General features: G+C 65.1%; 16 protein-coding genes. 5 read left to right on the top strand and 11 right to left on the bottom strand.

The window, feature by feature from the left end; translation table 11 throughout:
* Positions 1-137 precede the first annotated feature (137 nt).
* Positions 138-404, top strand: coding sequence for an anti-sigma factor (locus FVA80_RS32215; protein ID WP_348644590.1), 267 nt, complete (start codon positions 138-140; stop codon positions 402-404).
* 45 nt (positions 405-449) lie between these two features.
* Here the strand turns inward: FVA80_RS32215 and FVA80_RS22275 are convergent, their stop codons facing one another.
* The 5 genes from FVA80_RS22275 to FVA80_RS22295 all read right to left on the bottom strand — a co-directional run bounded on the left by FVA80_RS22275 (position 450) and on the right by FVA80_RS22295 (position 2,795).
* Positions 450-1,025, bottom strand: a complete 576-nt coding sequence (locus tag FVA80_RS22275) for a fasciclin domain-containing protein (RefSeq protein ID WP_147909452.1) — start codon at positions 1,023-1,025, stop codon at positions 450-452.
* 722 nt (positions 1,026-1,747) lie between these two features.
* Positions 1,748-1,969 carry a chemotaxis protein CheB gene (locus FVA80_RS22280; protein WP_210249207.1) on the bottom strand — a complete coding sequence of 74 codons (222 nt, stop codon included), beginning with the start codon at positions 1,967-1,969 and terminating at the stop codon, positions 1,748-1,750.
* A 128-nt stretch (positions 1,970-2,097) separates the two neighbouring features.
* Positions 2,098-2,298: a hypothetical protein gene (locus FVA80_RS22285; RefSeq protein WP_147909436.1), complete on the bottom strand. Its 201-nt coding sequence runs from the start codon at positions 2,296-2,298 to the stop codon at positions 2,098-2,100.
* 29 nt (positions 2,299-2,327) lie between these two features.
* Positions 2,328-2,528, bottom strand: a complete 201-nt coding sequence (locus FVA80_RS22290; protein WP_147909435.1) for a hypothetical protein — start codon at positions 2,526-2,528, stop codon at positions 2,328-2,330.
* A 3-nt stretch (positions 2,529-2,531) separates the two neighbouring features.
* A complete protein-coding gene (locus FVA80_RS22295) occupies positions 2,532-2,795 on the bottom strand; it encodes a hypothetical protein (protein WP_147909434.1) in 264 nt (87 codons plus the stop codon).
* A 430-nt stretch (positions 2,796-3,225) separates the two neighbouring features.
* On the opposite strand from FVA80_RS22295, the gene FVA80_RS22300 reads away from it, so the two are divergent.
* Positions 3,226-3,939 (top strand): DUF4142 domain-containing protein, encoded by a 714-nt coding sequence (locus tag FVA80_RS22300; RefSeq protein ID WP_147909433.1) that lies wholly within the window; start codon positions 3,226-3,228, stop codon positions 3,937-3,939.
* Between the two features lie 599 nt (positions 3,940-4,538).
* On the opposite strand, the gene FVA80_RS22305 is transcribed toward FVA80_RS22300, so the two are convergent.
* Positions 4,539-5,567, bottom strand: coding sequence for an IS110 family transposase (locus FVA80_RS22305; RefSeq protein ID WP_147957877.1), 1,029 nt, complete (start codon positions 5,565-5,567; stop codon positions 4,539-4,541).
* A 494-nt stretch (positions 5,568-6,061) separates the two neighbouring features.
* Between FVA80_RS22305 and FVA80_RS22310 the strand changes: the two genes are divergently transcribed.
* Complete coding sequence (locus FVA80_RS22310; protein ID WP_147907348.1) at positions 6,062-8,020, top strand: AI-2E family transporter; 1,959 nt, start codon at positions 6,062-6,064, stop codon at positions 8,018-8,020.
* Between the two features lie 640 nt (positions 8,021-8,660).
* Positions 8,661-9,536 (top strand): transporter, encoded by an 876-nt coding sequence (locus tag FVA80_RS22315; RefSeq protein ID WP_147907349.1) that lies wholly within the window; start codon positions 8,661-8,663, stop codon positions 9,534-9,536.
* 316 nt (positions 9,537-9,852) lie between these two features.
* Here the strand turns inward: FVA80_RS22315 and FVA80_RS22320 are convergent, their stop codons facing one another.
* Genes FVA80_RS22320 through FVA80_RS22340 form a run of 5 tightly spaced genes read right to left on the bottom strand, consistent with a single transcriptional unit; the run spans position 9,853 to position 14,154 of the window.
* Positions 9,853-11,622 carry an ATP-binding protein gene (locus FVA80_RS22320; protein ID WP_147907350.1) on the bottom strand — a complete coding sequence of 590 codons (1,770 nt, stop codon included), beginning with the start codon at positions 11,620-11,622 and terminating at the stop codon, positions 9,853-9,855.
* The gene (locus FVA80_RS22325; RefSeq protein ID WP_246692086.1) at positions 11,606-11,938 is read right to left on the bottom strand and encodes a circadian clock KaiB family protein; all 333 of its coding nucleotides are present in this window, start codon (positions 11,936-11,938) and stop codon (positions 11,606-11,608) included. The genes FVA80_RS22320 and FVA80_RS22325 overlap by 17 nt, the downstream gene beginning before the upstream one ends.
* Positions 11,935-12,279 (bottom strand): circadian clock KaiB family protein, encoded by a 345-nt coding sequence (locus tag FVA80_RS22330; RefSeq protein ID WP_147907351.1) that lies wholly within the window; start codon positions 12,277-12,279, stop codon positions 11,935-11,937. The genes FVA80_RS22325 and FVA80_RS22330 overlap by 4 nt, the downstream gene beginning before the upstream one ends.
* Positions 12,276-13,967, bottom strand: coding sequence for a circadian clock protein KaiC (gene kaiC / locus FVA80_RS22335; protein WP_187193473.1), 1,692 nt, complete (start codon positions 13,965-13,967; stop codon positions 12,276-12,278). The genes FVA80_RS22330 and kaiC overlap by 4 nt, the downstream gene beginning before the upstream one ends.
* Positions 13,957-14,154: a hypothetical protein gene (locus FVA80_RS22340; protein ID WP_147907353.1), complete on the bottom strand. Its 198-nt coding sequence runs from the start codon at positions 14,152-14,154 to the stop codon at positions 13,957-13,959. Before FVA80_RS22340 ends, kaiC begins: the two co-directional genes overlap by 11 nt.
* Before the next feature lie 501 nt (positions 14,155-14,655).
* Here FVA80_RS22340 and FVA80_RS22345 point away from each other — a divergent pair.
* Positions 14,656-16,200 carry a sensor domain-containing diguanylate cyclase gene (locus tag FVA80_RS22345; RefSeq protein ID WP_147907354.1) on the top strand — a complete coding sequence of 515 codons (1,545 nt, stop codon included), beginning with the start codon at positions 14,656-14,658 and terminating at the stop codon, positions 16,198-16,200.
* Positions 16,201-16,216 lie beyond the last annotated feature (16 nt).

Here is a 16,216-nt window from a genome sequence, read left to right on the forward strand (position 1 = left end):
GCGCATCGCCACCGCGGGGCCGGGCTGCTGGCGGCCGGGCTGGCGCTGTTCGTGGCGATGGGCCTGCGACCGGAGCCGGAGGGCGGCCCGCTACCTCGCGGTGGTCCAGGGCGGCGGCGCGCTCCCCAGCGCTGATCGTGCGCGTCGACACCCGCACCGGCACCGCCCAGGTCCGGCCGGTCGGGGCCGAGGCGCCCGCGGGCCGGAGCCTGGAGCTGTGGTATGTCGGCGCCGAGGGCCCGAAGCCGCTTGGCCTCGTCGGGGGCGGTGCGACCCGGGTGACCCTGCCGCAGGGCGCCTCGCCGGACGCGGTGCTGGCAGTGTCGGTGGAGCCGCAGGGCGGCTCGCCGAGCGGCCAGCCCACTGGACCGGTCGTCTTTACCGGCAAGCTGATCGCCGAGTAAGCGTAGGTCGAGGCGGCGCAGTCAGAACCGCGCCGCCAAGCATCATCACGGCATCAGCACGCCGTTGACGACGTGGATCACGCCGTTCGACTGCATCACGTTCGGGATCGTCACCGGAACGGTGTTGCCCTTCACGTCGGTGATGTAGATCTTCTTGCCCTGCGCCGAGACGCCGAGCGGCTCACCCTCGACAGTTGTGAGTTGGTTCTGCCCGCTGCCCTTCTTGGCCAACGCCATCAGATCCTTGGCGGTGTAGACGCCCGGGACCACGTGGTAGGTCAGGATCTTGGTCAGCGTCGGCTTGTTCTGCGGCTGCACCAGGTTCTCGACGGTGCCCGCCGGCAGCTTGGCGAAGGCGGCGTTGGTCGGCGCGAACACCGTGAACGGGCCGGGCCCGTTCAGCGTCTCGACGAGGCCGGCGGCCTTCACGGCGGCGACCAGGGTGGTGTGGTCCTTGGAGTTGACCGCGTTCTCGACGATCGTCTTGCTGGCATACATCGGCGCGCCGCCGACCATCGGGTTCTTGGCGTAGGCCGCGCCGGTCACGCCCAGGCCGAGGGCGAGGGCGAGGGTCAGAGCGAACGTCTGGGCGACGCGGCGGCCAGTGTTGGCGTTAGACATCATGTTTCCTTCCATTGCCCCCTTCGGTGAGGGAGATGGCGCCTGATACGAGGCCCCCTGCGGAAAGGTTTCGGATCGTAGACCGTCCGGCCTCATCACTGATCAGCGAGCGTGATTGGAGCAGTTCTGCTGGGACCGGCTTGAACCGTATCGTAGCCCCCGCCTCGATCACGGAAGGCGCCCGATCCCTCGGGCCACGGCGATGATGCTTGCTAACACGAGGACTACAGCAGCGATCGCCAGTTTGATGCGCACCAACACCAAGCCCAGCCTCTTCATCGCAGGCCAACCCGTCAAGTGTTCTCGTCCTGATCGCCCTCGACCGACACGTCCATTCCCTCCAGCGGGACGATCGGGGAGCTCTCCGCCAAGACCCGGATCATCTCGGAGCGATCTTCGAGCATCGTGGCCGGCGGCTCTCCCACCATCGCCTTCCAGCCCGCAATAAATCGGGGTCCCGGCATTCGAGCGAGAGAGTCCTCGGGCTGGGGAGCCGGCTCGGTCGGTAAGATGCGTTCCCTGCTCATGGGCGCGGTACGCACGCTGCCCCAGGCATGTTTCGATGCGCTGTGGCCAGGGTAAAGACGGCGTTGCCTTGATTGGCGCCCCGGGTTCTGTTCGAGCGGACGTCGAGCTACCAGAACCGGCTGGGACAGGAATGGGGCGTGTCTGTCTGGGAGTTCGCCAAGAAGGCCGGGGCCAAGTAAGCAAGTCGATCCGGTTCAGAAGTTGGCGCAATGCGCAGCTACCCGCTCCGCGAGGCGCCCGGCAGTAAGGGGAGCCTCAGGGTGATCGAGCTTCAGCGCAGCCCTGGGCATCTCGGGAAACTCGGCCTCGTCCAGGTTCTGTACCAAGCCAAGGCCACCGTGCGCCGTGATTGCAAGAATGCCCGCGGCCCCATCGCTGTTCGCACCGCTGAGCACGATCCCGACCACGCGCGCCATAGGTTTCGGCGGCCGAGATGAAAAACGGATCGGCGGCCGGGCGTGTAAAGTGGACCTCGATCCCCTGATCCAGCCAGATCGCGCCGAAGCCCAACCGCATATGCGAGACGGTGGCCGAGGCTAGCTCGTCACTGCGTCTCGACCCACAGCAGCAGCAGCGCCGCCGTTACCATAAGCGTCCCGAACAGCAGGACCGTCAGGAAGTCGCGGCGCTGGATAGCCCCTTCACCCAGCGCATCGTCGAGCATGACCGCTGCGGTTGAGCCTGCGGTCATCCCTGAGACCAACATGGCGGCGATCAGGATCCAGCCTGTCAGAGTGTAGGACATAGGTGAATCACCGTAGCCAAGACCGTTACCTACGCGGACGCGATCAGCATCCAATCGCGGGCCTTCGCCATGCGATCCTCGTCCGGGGTCAGCGGCATGTCGGTGATCACGCGGTTCACGATGTGACGCACGACGTTCTCATCCAGGCCGAGCCCGTGTGCGAAGACCCGTAGGGCCTGTATCAGGCGCTCCACGACAATCTGGTGATTTAGATCGATTTCGTCCTTCACGGATCATCCCTTCACCGGGTGCGCCAGCAGGATCGCGGATTTGACCGCGGCTCGCTTGCTACCGGCTTTGGCATTTGGCTCTTTGAGAACGGCTGATGCGTGGCGATCCGCTCGCACAGTCGCGGTGAGGTCAACGACGCAGCCTAGAGCCAGTTCGAACAAACCGGTCTTGGGCGTCGCGAGTACGGCGTCGACCGCGGCGCTCACCTGCTCGGCAGTGACCTCTTTGGATTTCAAGAGGTCGGACACGGTCGGGGTGTTGGCCATCCAGCAGAGGTATCGCGGCTACCCTACCCCGTCCATGAAGCGCGTTCGCGTAGAGCCTCGATCAAAACAGATGCGCAACCCCACGCACCACAACGACAAGGAATGCGGACAGCAACAGTATGGCGGCCGTCGCCAACTTGGCGCGGGGCAACCGAGAATTTTCCTCAACCATGAGCGGCTTAGCTAGGGCGCCCCGGCCAGGCGGCCATATCATCGCGGCTCCGCGCCTTGCGCTGCTAAGTCCGTCTAATCCCAGCTTAGACGGTCCGCTACTTCGAAGGCACACTACCGACCGGATCAAGTTGTGTCAGGAACCGACTAGGAAGTGCGCCGTTGAACGGTCCCAGCGTGACCGTGATCGGGAAGCATATTGTCGCTGCCGAACACCTGTCGCCAGAGCGGTCCGCATATGAGCTTCCCGAGGTTAGTTATGTTCAAATGCCACGCGATTACAGCAGCTCTGGTAATGTCTGTGTCGGCTCCGGCGCTGGCCCAGGGCTTCACAGAGTTCCGCGTCCGCTCCCTGGAGTCGAACGCCTACGAAATTCAGGCGGCCGAGATCGCGCTGTCGAAGACCCGCAACCCGGCGCTGCGTGCCTACGCCGAAGATGCCATCCGCGATCACCGGGCTGCCAACGCAGCCCTGGTTGGCGGTGAGCGGAACTACGATCGGTTACAGGGAGCCGAGGTTGGCGGCCCGGTGGGTGGCGTACTCGCGGCACCGCTCGCGGTGGCCGGCGGTGCGGTTGGCGCAGCGACTGGAGCAGCAGCTGGTGTGGTCGGCGGCACCCTATCGGGCGGCCCGGTCGGCGGTTTGGAGGGAGCGGGCGCCGGAGCTGCCCGCGGCGCACAGGTCGGGAGCGGCGTCGGACAGGGAGAGGTGGTAGATACCGGTTCCACCGTCGCCGCACCGAGCCCCACTCAGCAGGCGATGCTAGCAGATCTATCTGCGACTCCAGCAGGCCCAGCCTTCGACAGCTTGTACGTCCAGCAGCAGTTACAGTCGCATCAGCAGGCGATCGCGATGACGCAGTCCTACTCGGCTTCGGGACCGAGCCCGGTGCTACGGACCTACGCGCAGCAAGCGCTACCGGTCTATGAGAACCACTACCGTGCGGCCCAGCGGCTGCAACAGGGCATGTGAGACCCGATGTAGCGGGTCATTCAGACCTTGCTGGTTTTGGGAGGCGACGGGCACGGACCCGTCGCCTTTATCTATTTCCGACGTACACTGATCGGCTTGGCTCGCGACCGAACGGGCGGCCATATTATCATGGGTCGCCCGGCCTCGCACACAGCATGGGCGTGCCCGCAGCCGATTTTCCTGGAATGGGGACGGAGGCGGTCGCGAAGAAGAGACAGTGTGTCTTCAGCGCTCTCGCGCCGCGGTGTTTCATCGGGTCGAATGACCGATTGGACCGAGGGATCGAGCGATAAGGCGCTCTTATGCGAAACACCCCACGTGGCAGCCGTTGCGCTGAATGTCCTGTGTGGATGGCTCCCGCATTGCAAGCGGCGAATTGAGCTTCTGACGCGTTGGTCGGGTGCAGTCTTGTGTCCGGCCTGTTGATGCAGTCGTTCATGTGACCGCTGGCCCTGATGGTATCCGCGAGCTGGGTCCCACTCTGCTTTGCGGGCTATGATGCCCTGGACATTCAGCGGGGTGTCCCGGCTCCCGGTCTGACCGGTTCGCCATCAACTCTCGTCGTCCTCGCAACCTGGAAAAACCTCCGCGCCGTGCGGTCAGGCGGCCGTGGCCGCGGGTGCGCGGTAGGTGCCGCCGCGGGTCATGATCGCCCAGGCGACCCGCGCGGTGCGATTGGCGGCCGCAACGGTCACGACGCGCACCGGCTTGCGCTGGAGAAGGGCCGGCAGCCGCGAGTCGACCGACGTCGGCGCGGCCTTCGCGCGCCGGACCAGAGAAGTCATGCCGACTACGAGCAGGCGGCGCAGGTAGCGGTCGCCCATGCGCGAGATCCGACCCAGGCGCTCCTTGCCGCCGCTACAGTTCTGCAGCGGTGTCAGTCCCAACGAGGCGGCGAACTGCCGACCGGGCAGGAAGCGCTCGGGCTCGCTCACCGAGGCGGCCAGCGCCGTTGCCGAGACGATACCGACACCGGGGATCGTCGCCAGGCGCTGCGACAGGTCGTTTTCCCGATGCCAAGCGAGCAACTCCTTCTCCAGGCGGGTGAGCTGGATCTGCAAGGCGCTGATCTGGTCGGCCAGCCCGGTCACCACGCGTTGCGCCAGTGGTGGCACCTCGGCTGCGTCTCCGGCCGAGAGCCGGGCTGCCAGTTCGAGCGCGTGCCGCAGGCCCCGCGCCATCTCGATCCCGAACTCGGCGAGCAGGCCGCGGATCATGTTCACCAACTGCGTGCGTTGCTTGACCAGCAGGTCGCGCGTCCGGTGCAGCGCCAGCGCCGCCTGCTGCTCGGTCGACTTCACCGGCACGAAGCGCATGCTCGGGCGCGTCACCGCCTCGCAGATGGCAGCGGCGTCGTTCGCATCGGTCTTACCGCGCTTCACATACGGCTTCACGTAAGCGGGCGGCATCAGCCGAACCTCATGGCCGAGCTTCGTCAGTTCCCAGGCCCAGTGATGGGACGTGCCGCACGCCTCTATGCCGACCAGGCATCGAGGCAGCTTGGCGAAGAACGGCACGACCTGCGCCCGCCGCAGCGCCTTGCGAACGACGACGTGCCCAGCTGCATCAACGGCGTGAACCTGGAAAATGCTCTTGGCCAGATCGATGCCGACGGTGGTGATCTCCATGGGGATGGCTCCTGCATCTGCGTGGCTGCTGCTTCGACAGCAACCACATCTTGGCACCGAGATGCCGTCAGTTGGAGCGGGAGCCATCCACCCCATCTGCTTTGGAGGAGCGGCCGAGACACCTTGAATGACCGGGATGGGCGCAAAGCCGAACGACCGCTTTTGCGCCCATCGGCGATCCGGCATGGCGTAGTCTGGCCGAAAGCGGACTGGCTGGTTTCGGCTTCGCCATGTCCTTGAGCGGACATGGCAGCAGTCTCGCTTCCCGTATCCAAAGAAGACGTTTTGCCGACGTTTGAATAGCCGACATGGTTACCCGACAGGATTTCAGTCGCGCTAACCAGTTTATCATATACGGCCCACGACCGTCGGGAAAACGATCGTTTTAACGACAACGTCGCGTTCTGCGTCGTGCCGGGGAGGCGAAACGCTCGCGGTGGCGTTGTATCCGGTGTGCCGTGAGCCTCGGCGCAGCGTCGAGGAGTTTACGCCGCATGCCGATGGACGAAGCCACCGCCCCACGCCCGCCAGCCCAGGTGCCGCCGCCTTTGGTGCCAGGGCTACGCGGCTTGCTCACCCTCGCCGTCGGCGTCGTGCTGATCGCCGCCCTCTACTTCGGACGCGAGGTGTTCATCCCCCTAGTACTGGCGGTGCTCCTCAGTTTTGTCCTCGGGCCGGTCGTCAACCTACTCCGGAGGATCAAGCTCGGACGGGTTCCGTCGGTCATTGTCGCCGTCCTTCTCGCACTCGCCGTCATCGGCGGCTTCGGCGCGGTCATCGGCACCCAGGTCGCCGGGCTCGCCGGCAACCTGCCACAGTACCAAGTGACGGTGCAAAAGAAGTTCGCTGGCTTGCAGCAGGGATGGCTCGGCGAGGCCAACCGGGTCATTCAGAAGTTCAACCATCAGGTTCACGACGCGACCCAGAAGGTCGACGCCGCCGGTACGGCAGCGTCGACGGGACCGGCCGGCGACACCCCGAAGGCGCAGCTCGTGCGGGTTCAGGAGCCCGAGATCTCACCGCTGGCTCTGGCCGAAAAGGTGCTCGGTCCGATCTTCGAGCCGCTGACCACGGTCGGCATCGTGCTTGTCGTGGTCGTGTTCCTGCTGCTGCAGAGGGAGGACCTGCGCAACCGCATGATCCGCTTGTTCGGGTCGAGCGACCTGCACCGCACGACGGTGGCCATGGACGATGCGGCCGGTCGGCTCGGCACCTACTTCCTGGCCCAGCTCGGGATGAACGCTGCCTTCGGCATCATCATCGGTGTTGGCCTATGGCTGATCGGGGTGCCCAACCCCCTGCTGTGGGGTGTGTTCTCGGCGCTGATGCGGTTTGTGCCCTACATTGGCGCTTTCATCTCGGCCGTGTTTCCCCTCGCGCTCGCCGCCGCGGTCGACCCGGGCTGGACCATGGTCATCGCCACGGCCGTCTTGTTTCTGGTAGCCGAGCCCCTGTTCGGACAGGTGATCGAACCGCTTCTATACGGGCACTCGACCGGCCTCTCACCCTTCGCGGTGATCGTCTCGACTCTGTTCTGGGGCTTCCTGTGGGGGCCCATCGGCCTGATCCTGGCCACGCCTTTCACGGTCTGTCTCGTGGTGCTCGGTCGCCACGTCGACAGCCTGGAGTTCCTCGACATTATGCTCGGTGATCGGCCGCCACTGACGCCCGTGGAGAACTTCTATCAGCGCATGCTGGCCGGCGACCCAGACGAGGCGCGCGATCTCGGCGAAACCATGCTGAAGGAGCGTTCCCTGTCCTCTTACTACGACGAGGTTGCGCTCAAAGGTCTCCAACTGGCAGCCAACGACTATCAACGTGGGGTTGTCACGCCAGCGCAGCTGGAAAACATCCGCGCTTCGGCACGTTCCCTGGTCGAAGATTTTGAGGTGCACGAAGACGTCGAGCCTGCGGGAGACGCTAAGGCGATGAACCCGAGCGAGACTCTGACCTTAGCTGAGCGAGCCCATCCCAGAAATGAAGCCGTGCCCGGGCAAGCGCCACTGCCAGAGGCGCTTCCCGAAGCGTGGAAAGGGGAGACGCCCGTGCTGTGTGTGGCAGGACGCGGCCCCCTCGACGAGGCCTCCTCGGCTATGCTGGCCCAACTGCTGCGCAAGCACGGACTTGGAGCACGGGTCGCCGGTTACGAGGCTGTTTCACGCGACCGCATCCGCGAACTCGACCTGACCGGCGTGGCAATGGTGTGCATCTCCTACCTCGACATCTCCGGCAACCCGGCACACCTGCGCTACCTGCTGGAGCGGCTGAAGCGACGCGCACCAGACGTTCCGGTCCTAGTCGGCCTCTGGCCGGTGGGCGAGAAGGTACTCACCGATGCCAGCGTTGGACGCCAGGTCGGGGCCGACGCCTATGCGTCCTCGCTCCGGCAGGCCGTGGAGGCTTGCCTGGCCGCTGCCGGTGCAACTCAGGAGAGTCCCGCCCAGGCGGCATAGGATTGCGGGGGGCAACCATCGATCAACCTAAACTGAGAGCATATCCCATCCTAGACGAGCGCTGCGTTGCCCGGAGCCTCGCCTGTCGAGACGATTGAGGCCGATCAAGCTGGCACCGACGGGGGCTGAGCAGTGGCTAAACGGAGAGTGACGTCCGCCGGGTGTACCTTGTCGCCAGAGCTCCTAGCCGCCCTACGGGCTATTGCTGCCACCCCTGGCGACCTTCGGATGTCCGCGCACCCGACCTCGATGCCCATTTTGCTAATGATGGGCCTGATCCGGATGTGCGAACGCTGGGATCCCACCTGGATATTGACCGCCGCGGGGAACCAGATCGTGACCGATATCGGCTCGGACGAAGCGTAAGGACCTGAACTTGATCAGCTTGGCCGCAATAATGTCCGAGAAGGGTGGTGAGTGAACCTTGGCCTTACGTCCCAAACCGTACGCTCCGCCATGCGCTGGGCCTCACTGCAGGCGCGGTTTGGGGCATCCGAGAAAGCGAGCCTTCGCTGTGTCGGTTGTTGCCCGTTGGCTACGCTCGTGTCGCAACTCTGCACTGCAAGCACGGGAAGGCCGCTTAATCCGTGCCGGCATGCAATAAAGGCCGATCCGACGATGGAGAGGTTTGGACTGCGGAATGACGAGAGCTGGGCTTATCCGAGCGATCCATATCGCTGCCATTGCCGCTTCGCTTACCTACGGGTTGGCCGGCATCACCGCGCAGGCCGGCTCATCAGCACAACCTGGACAGACCGTGGGGCAAGCCCCGGGCGCGCCATTGCCGATCGGGCTCTACTTCATCGACACGTCCAGTTTCGGCTCGCGCGATATCACCCCACGCGGCACCGACTCGAACATCAACCTGCCGTCCTTCATCTGGGCGACACCGGCTGAGGTGGTCGGCGGCCGGCTGCAGCTCGTTGTGTTACAGCCAATCACAGCTTCGAGCACGCGAGGCGCGGCGTACCAAAGCGGGTTCGGCCAGACGCTGCTCGCTGCGCAGGTGGCCTGGAAGCTCGGCAACAACCTCAACTTCAGCTACCTGCTTGGGGCGTACCTACCCAGCGAGACCAAGATCGTCATCCAAAATCCGGTTCTGCACCAACGTTTCGCGATCACTTACAATGGCGATGGCTGGAACCTGACAGGCAACTTCCTGTACGGTACCTTCTTCGATACGCGGTCGGCCGGCGGTACTTACTACCCCGACTTCCTCAATCTCGACCTTACGGCCACCAAGCATTTCGGCAAGTGGGAAATCGGGCCGGTAGCCTTCGGATCGACCGACCTTCCGACCAACAATCCGTCCTATGCCCGGCAGGGCCAGTTCGCTGTGGGCGGCCTTGTGGGATACAACTTCGGCCCGGTCAACCTTCAAGCCTACGTCACGCGGGACGTCGTTCAGCGCAACTACGCCGGACTTGAAACTCGCGGCTGGTTGCGCGCCACGGTGCCGATCTACCAGGACCAAGGTGAACTTCCTGAGCCGAGCCCCATCCTGCGCAAGTTTTGAAACCGTCCCGGACGCGCGTGGTGATGAGCGTTCTCTCCTGCGATGGATGCATGAACGTCCCTGGCAGGTTTGCCCATGTTTGAACCGATCGGCTCAGCCAGAACTCAGGACCGTGTATCACGGCGCACCTCGTTCCGTAGCGTGTCCTTATGCAGGCGCATGACCGTCGGAAAAACGACCGGATACCCGACACCACTAAGTTATGCGCTCTGCGCAGGTGCCGCCTTCGCAAGGAGTGCCGGCATGGATGCGGCTTGGAATGACTGGTCGGGGTGGCAAGCGGACCCTGGCCTACCGCCTCGAAGCGGACGATGGCTTAGGATCGGGCCGTCTTCTCCTTGTCGCCCTCAATCATCGACCGGATGCGCGAGGCCATCTCTTCGATCGAAAACGGCTTAGTCAGCACCGCCATCCCAGGGGCGAGGTGTCCGTTGCCAAGGATCGCGTTCTCCGCGTAGCCGGTGATGAACAGAACCTTCAGATCGGGCCGCGACACCCGGGCCGCGTCCGCCATCTGTCGCCCGTTCATGCCCCCGGGGAGGCCCACGTCGGTCACGAGTAGGTCGATGCGCACGTCCGATTGCAGCACCTTCAGGCCCGCCGCGCTGTCGCTTGCTTCAATAGCGAGGTAGCCAAGGTCTTCGAGGATTTCGGTGACGAGCATCCGCACGGACGGCTCGTCGTCCACCACCAGAACGGTCTCGCCCTGCTCAGAGCGGGGTAAAGCGGCGAGCAGGGCGGTCGGATCATCGACAGCGATGTCGCCGTAGTGGCGCGGCAGGTATAGGCAGACCGTCGTTCCCTCGCCGACCTCGGAATAGATCCGCACCTGTCCGCCCGATTGCTGGGCGAAGCCGTAGATCATCGATAGGCCAAGCCCGGTGCCCTCGCCGATGGGCTTCGTCGTGAAGAACGGCTCGAACACCCGGGCGATCACTTCGGGAGGCATGCCGGTGCCGGTGTCGGTGACGCAGAGTGAGAGGTACTGGCCCTCGGGAATGACGTGCTTAATCGCAGCTGGCCGATCCAGCCACTTGTTGGCGGTCTCGATGGTGATGCGCCCGCCATCCGGCATCGCGTCGCGCGCATTGATGCACAGGTTTAGCAGCGCATTCTCAAGCTGCGGGGGATCGACCAGCGCGGGCCAGAGCCCGGATGCACCGACCACCTCGACCAGAATGCCCGGTCCGACTGTGCGCTGGATCATCTCGTGCATGCCGGCGACGAGCCGGTTCACGTCGATGGGCTTGGGATCGAGCGTCTGGCGACGTGAGAACGCCAACAGGCGATGCGTCAGGGCGGCGGCGCGTTTCGCCGCCCCTTGAGCAACGGTCATGTACCGATCGACGTCGGTTAGGCGGCCCTGCTGCATGCGGCTCTGCATGAGTTCGAGCGAGCCCAAGATGCCCGCGAGCAGGTTGTTGAAGTCGTGAGCGAGGCCGCCGGTGAGCTGACCCACCGCCTCCATCTTCTGCGCCTGGCGCAACGCCTCCTCGATGCGCTCGCGCTCCTCGCCCTGCTGCTTGAGCTGCGCGTTGGCCTCGGCCAGTTCGTGCAGGTGCTGGCGCTGCTCGGTCAGGTCGGTAAGTACGCCGCACAACAGGGCCACGCCGTCGCCCCGGCTCAGACGGCTGAGCGAGAGATTGGCCGGCAGGTGCGATCCGGTGCCAGAGCGCAGGCAGACCTCGCCGCGGGCCGCACCGTTGCGGTCGGCGTGCGCCAACAAGCGCGTCAAGACCGGACGATCCGCCTCGTGGACGAAGGCGCCGAGCGGCTGCCCGATCAGCGCCTCCGGTGGGTGCGCGAGCATCGCCGCGACGCGCGGGTTGCAGTACAGCAGAGCCCCATCCGAACTGAGGGTGAACGCCCCCTCCTGGATCTGCTCGATCAGCACGCGGTAGGGCCGGTCGGCGTTCTCCAGGGTGTAGACCAAACGCTCCTGGTTCGGCCCTTCCACCACCACGGCGTCGAAGTCGCCGCGGCGGATCGCGGCCAGCGTCTCCTCGCTCTCTTCCAGCTGCGCCTCCAACTCGTGGATGCGGGCACGAGCTACGTCGAGAACGGTCGGATCAGCGCCCGGGCTCATCACCGTCTCCGGGGAACGAGAAGATGCCGAGGCCGCGCAGCGCCCGCGCCTCGTCCGAGAGGTCGCCGATGATCCGGCGCACCGGGGGCGGCGTCAGCTTCAGCAGGGTCGGCGCCGCCACGACCTGATCGGCCTCGGCCAACTCCGGTTGCTGGTAGATGTCGACGATGACCAGGCTGAAGCGGCCGGCGAGGTGGCGCCGGCAGATCCGATGCAAGTTCTCGATCGTTCGCTGCGAGCGTGGGCTCGTGCCGGCGATGAACAGGCGCAGTTGGTATTCGGCCGGGCTCGGCGCGTCTGGCCCACCCGGGCTCAAGACGCAGCGGGATCGCGCGGACGGATGTCGAGGCCGACGAGCACCTTCTCGGTGTTCGAGAGGTCGCCGATGATCCGCTTCAGCGGGGCCGGCAAGCGGCGCACCAGGGTCGGGATCGCCAGGATCTGATCGCCCGCGGCGAGCTGCGGGTTCTTCAACAGGTCGATCACCTCGATGTCGTAGCGACCGGCGAGGTGCTGCTCGCAGACGCGCTTGAGGTTAGCCAGCGCCGTCATCGACTTCTGCGTCTGACCGGCGACGTACAGGCGCAAGTGATACTGCCCCGGGTCGCCATCCTCCTCGGAGACGGGATCAGCGATGGGTGAGATGCGCTCACTCATTCGGCCGCGCTCCTGCGTCGAGCGATGTCGGAGCGGCCGCCAGCCAGCTGCGTCTCGCGTTGGGCATCCTCATCGAGGAGCAGGGTCTCTTCCTCCTCGGCCGTCTCCAGGCTCGCCCGCAGCTCAGCGATCTGGCGCTCGATCGACTGACGTCGCCGCACCACCTCACGCTTGCGCCGTTCGTTCTCCTGTTGACGGCGCAGCGCAGCGGCTTCCTCCTGTGCCTCCTGGACGATGCGTGCGGTCCCGGTGAGCACGCCAGCCGGCCCGATGTAGGCGTCGACGAGCTTCAGCCCGGTCGTCGCCATCTGGAACTCCCGGACCTGGTTCGAGTGGCTCATGCCGCGAGCCTTGATCACGTAGAGCGTGCGCGAGCGCTCGCCGTTGGCCTCGATGTCCTGGAGTTTGATCCACCCATCCATCAGCGAGGACAGGCCGAGGTCGCCGGCCTGACCGAAGGCGCCGTCTGTGCGTAGGCTGGTGAACACCGCGGTGATGCCGCGGCTCTTGAGCATGTCGACCATGCGCAGCAGCGTGGCCTGCAGTTCGACCTCCGGGCCGCGCAGAGCCGAGATCGGGTCGATCACCACGAGGTGGGGCCGGAACTGCTCGATGTCCCGGTGCATCCGCGCGAGATGCATCTCCAGCCCGTACAAGGTCGGGCGGGCGGCCTCGAACCGCAGAAGGCCACTGTCGACGTGCCGTGACAGATCGAGCCCGACCGAGCGAGCGTTGCGGCAGATCTGCTCGCCGCTCTCCTCAAACACGAACGAAAGGCAGCGCTCGCCCCGGGCGCAGGCCGCCTCGACCATGTGGGCGCTGATCGTGGTCTTGCCGGTCCCGGCCGAGCCCGAGACCAACACGCTGGATCCGCGGTACAGGCCGCCGGGCCCGAACATCGCGTCGAGGCTCTCGATACCGGTCGAGACGACCTCATCCGACACCTCGTAGCTGAGGTCGGCGGCGGTGACGGGCAGGACGCTGATGCCCTGCTCGTCGATCAGGAACGGGTACTCGTTAGTGCCGTGCGCCGAACCGCGATACTTCACGATGCGCAGGCGCCGCGTGGTGATCTGGTCCTCGACCCGATTGTCGAGCAAGACCACACAGTCCGAGACGTACTCCTCCAGGCCCTGTCGAGTGAGCTGGCCCTCACCGCGCTCGCCGGTGATGATCGCGGTGAGCCCGCGATCCTTGAGCCAACCGAACAGACGGCGTAGTTCGGATCGCAGGATGGCAGCGTCGCTCAGGCCGGCGAACAGGGTCTCGATGGTGTCCAGCACGACGCGCTTAGCGCCGATCGTGTCGATGGCGTAGCCGAGGCGGATGAACAGGCCCTCGAGGTCGTACTCGCCGGTCTCCTCGATCTCGCTGCGCTCGACCTTGACGTGATCGATAGCGATCTTGCCCGCCGCCACGAGGCCGTCGAGGTCGTAGCCGAGGGAGGCGACGTTGGCCGCGAGGTCCTCGGCGCGCTCCTCGAAGCTCATGAACACGCCGGGTTCGTCGAACAGCGTCGCGCCGTTCACGAGGAAGGTTGTCGCAAACAGCGTCTTGCCGCAGCCGGCGGCGCCGCAGACGAGTGACGGTCGCCCTGCAGGCAGTCCGCCGTAGGTCACATCGTCGAAGCCGTCGATGCCGGTGCGTGCCTTCGGCAGGGTGGCGTGCGGTGAGGGGTCAATGGTCACGCGGCAGTTCCCTGGCCAGCCCAGCGCCGAGGTGCCCGCGTCCGGGGTGCTCGGGCGTCATCTCTGCGATGCGCTGGCGCAGGGCGGTCTCGATGAAGTTGGTGAGCGTGCGGTTATCCTGTCGCGCGCACTCTCGGGCGGCAGCCAGCACGGTCGGGTCGATCCGCAAGGCGAGAGGGGTCTTCATCGCCACCTTCTCCGATGCGGACGCAGGCCTCGCTTATCGTTTTGTATCGAGGACAGCAATACAGGCCACGCCACGCATGCGCGGAAGCGGAGCTGCCGCTGACGTGTTTGAGGGGCGGAGGGCGGCCTTGAAGAAGCGGGTACGCCCGATCTAATCACCGGGGGGCGCGCACCAGCACATCCTTCCGCCTGTGGCTCGGATGCGACGGTGCTCGACGACCGCCTGTGGACGACGCGGAATACCCCTGATCGCTCAAGGTTCGAGGGTGAGCATGATGCTCCCATCCGATCCGGCTCGCACTCATGTTCGCCAGACCTCATGCCTTCGCCCTCTATCATCGCGAGCGCTTCGCCGTGCTCCTGTCCTCAGCCCTGTTCCTAGCCGGTGCGCTTCCATTGCTCTGGGCGGTGAGCTGATCGCAGTCTTCAGCAGCATGGAAGGGCTGCTTAAGACCCGCATGCTAAGGTTGCGCCAGAGTGGGCGCGATTGGGGGGATGCCTAATGCCCTCGATACAGCGACTGACGCGCCCGTTTCGCTCCGCCCGCACCTGGATCGCCCTCGGCGTCTTGGCGCCCATTGGTATGCTCGCAGCGTCCGGCACCATGCTGTTCGACCTGCGTCAGGATGCCTGGGAGAAGGCCGAGCAGACCTCCAAGAACCTCCTGCAGGTCCTGGAGCGTGACATCGCTCGCAATGTCGAGCTGTACGATCTCTCGATCCAGGCAGCAGTCGACAATCTCAGGACGCCGGGCCTAGCAGACGTAATTCCGGAGCTGCGCCAACTCATCCTGTTCGATCGCGCAGCGACCGCCCGCGACATGGGCGTGATGCTCGTCATCGACGAGCACGGCGGCATCATTGCTGATATCGATGCCGTTCCACCGCGCAAGAGCAACTACGCGGACCGTGAGTACTTCCAGGTCCATAAAGCACGCGCCGGCCTCGGCCTCTACATCGGACGCCCGATCGTCTCGCGCTTGACCGGCGAGCGGATGCTGCCGTTCAGCCGCCGCATCAACAAACCGGATGGCACTTTCGGGGGGGTGGTCCTGGGTAGCGTGAAGCTGTCCTACTTCACGCGGCTGTTCAGTCAGATCGCCCTCGGACGGGATGGCGCGATCAACCTGTACCTACGCGACGGCACGCGGGTGATGCGTCAGCCCTTCGTCGAGGCCGATATCGGCGCCAACATCGCCAGCGCCATGACGTTTCAAGGGTTTGTGCGCCAGCATAGCGGCAGCTTCGTCCATACCTCGGTCCGAGATGGCATCGAGCGCCATTACACCTTCACGCGCGTCGGCGACCTGCCGCTGATCCTCAACGTCGCTCTGTCGATCGACGAGGTCGAAGCGGAGTGGCGGGTGAAGGCACTCGTCATCGGCAGCATCGTACTAGCGTTGTGTGGCCTCACGATTGCGCTGTCGCTTCTGTTCGGGCGCGAGTTGCGCCGGCGCGAAGCTATGCAAGCGGAACTCGAAAGGGTGTCATTGACCGATGCCCTCACCGGGCTGCCGAACCGCCGCGCCTTCGAGAGTAATGGGCTGCGGGCGTGGGAAGCCGCGCGGCGCAACCTCAAGCCCCTGTCCTTACTCATCGTCGACGCTGACCACTTCAAGCGCTTCAACGATAGGTATGGCCATCAGGTCGGGGACGAGGTGCTAAAGGGCTTGGCGCGCAGCCTCTCAGCCAGCGTACATCGGCCTGACGACCTCGTCTGCCGGATCGGCGGTGAGGAGTTCGCACTACTCTTGTCAGATACCGAAGAGGTGGGGGCACGTCGCATCGCCCAAAAGGTCCACGCTGAGATATCGACCCTGGCGATCGGCTCCGCGGGCATTGGGGCTGGCGCTGTCACGGTCAGCATAGGGCTCGCGACCCTCATGCCGGCCAACACAGAGGTATCTGTGCTAGCAGATCTATATCGTCTCGCTGATGCCGCACTCTACGAAGCCAAGGCAGGCGGACGAAACCAGACACGCTGTGCACAATCGCAAGACGCACCAGCGGCTACTCAAGCCTCCATTCTCAGACTGGTTCGCACCTAGTCCACGATAGGCCGAT

Source organism: Methylobacterium sp. WL1 (assembly GCF_008000895.1).
Lineage (GTDB): Bacteria > Pseudomonadota > Alphaproteobacteria > Rhizobiales > Beijerinckiaceae > Methylobacterium.

What these genes read in the sequence shown, in the direction of transcription:
- FVA80_RS22275 (WP_147909452.1), bottom strand. Translation starts at nt 1,025, where the DNA reads ATGTCTAACGCCAACACTGGCCGCCGCGTCGCCCAGACGTTCGCTCTG.
- FVA80_RS22280 (WP_210249207.1), bottom strand. Translation starts at nt 1,969, where the DNA reads ATGGCGCGCGTGGTCGGGATCGTGCTCAGCGGTGCGAACAGCGATGGG.
- FVA80_RS22285 (WP_147909436.1), bottom strand. Translation starts at nt 2,298, where the DNA reads ATGTCCTACACTCTGACAGGCTGGATCCTGATCGCCGCCATGTTGGTC.
- FVA80_RS22295 (WP_147909434.1), bottom strand. Translation starts at nt 2,795, where the DNA reads ATGGCCAACACCCCGACCGTGTCCGACCTCTTGAAATCCAAAGAGGTC.
- FVA80_RS22300 (WP_147909433.1), top strand. Translation starts at nt 3,226, where the DNA reads ATGTTCAAATGCCACGCGATTACAGCAGCTCTGGTAATGTCTGTGTCG.
- FVA80_RS22305 (WP_147957877.1), bottom strand. Translation starts at nt 5,567, where the DNA reads ATGGAGATCACCACCGTCGGCATCGATCTGGCCAAGAGCATTTTCCAG.
- FVA80_RS22310 (WP_147907348.1), top strand. Translation starts at nt 6,062, where the DNA reads ATGCCGATGGACGAAGCCACCGCCCCACGCCCGCCAGCCCAGGTGCCG.
- FVA80_RS22315 (WP_147907349.1), top strand. Translation starts at nt 8,661, where the DNA reads ATGACGAGAGCTGGGCTTATCCGAGCGATCCATATCGCTGCCATTGCC.
- FVA80_RS22320 (WP_147907350.1), bottom strand. Translation starts at nt 11,622, where the DNA reads ATGAGCCCGGGCGCTGATCCGACCGTTCTCGACGTAGCTCGTGCCCGC.
- FVA80_RS22330 (WP_147907351.1), bottom strand. Translation starts at nt 12,279, where the DNA reads ATGAGTGAGCGCATCTCACCCATCGCTGATCCCGTCTCCGAGGAGGAT.
- FVA80_RS22340 (WP_147907353.1), bottom strand. Translation starts at nt 14,154, where the DNA reads ATGAAGACCCCTCTCGCCTTGCGGATCGACCCGACCGTGCTGGCTGCC.
- FVA80_RS22345 (WP_147907354.1), top strand. Translation starts at nt 14,656, where the DNA reads ATGCCCTCGATACAGCGACTGACGCGCCCGTTTCGCTCCGCCCGCACC.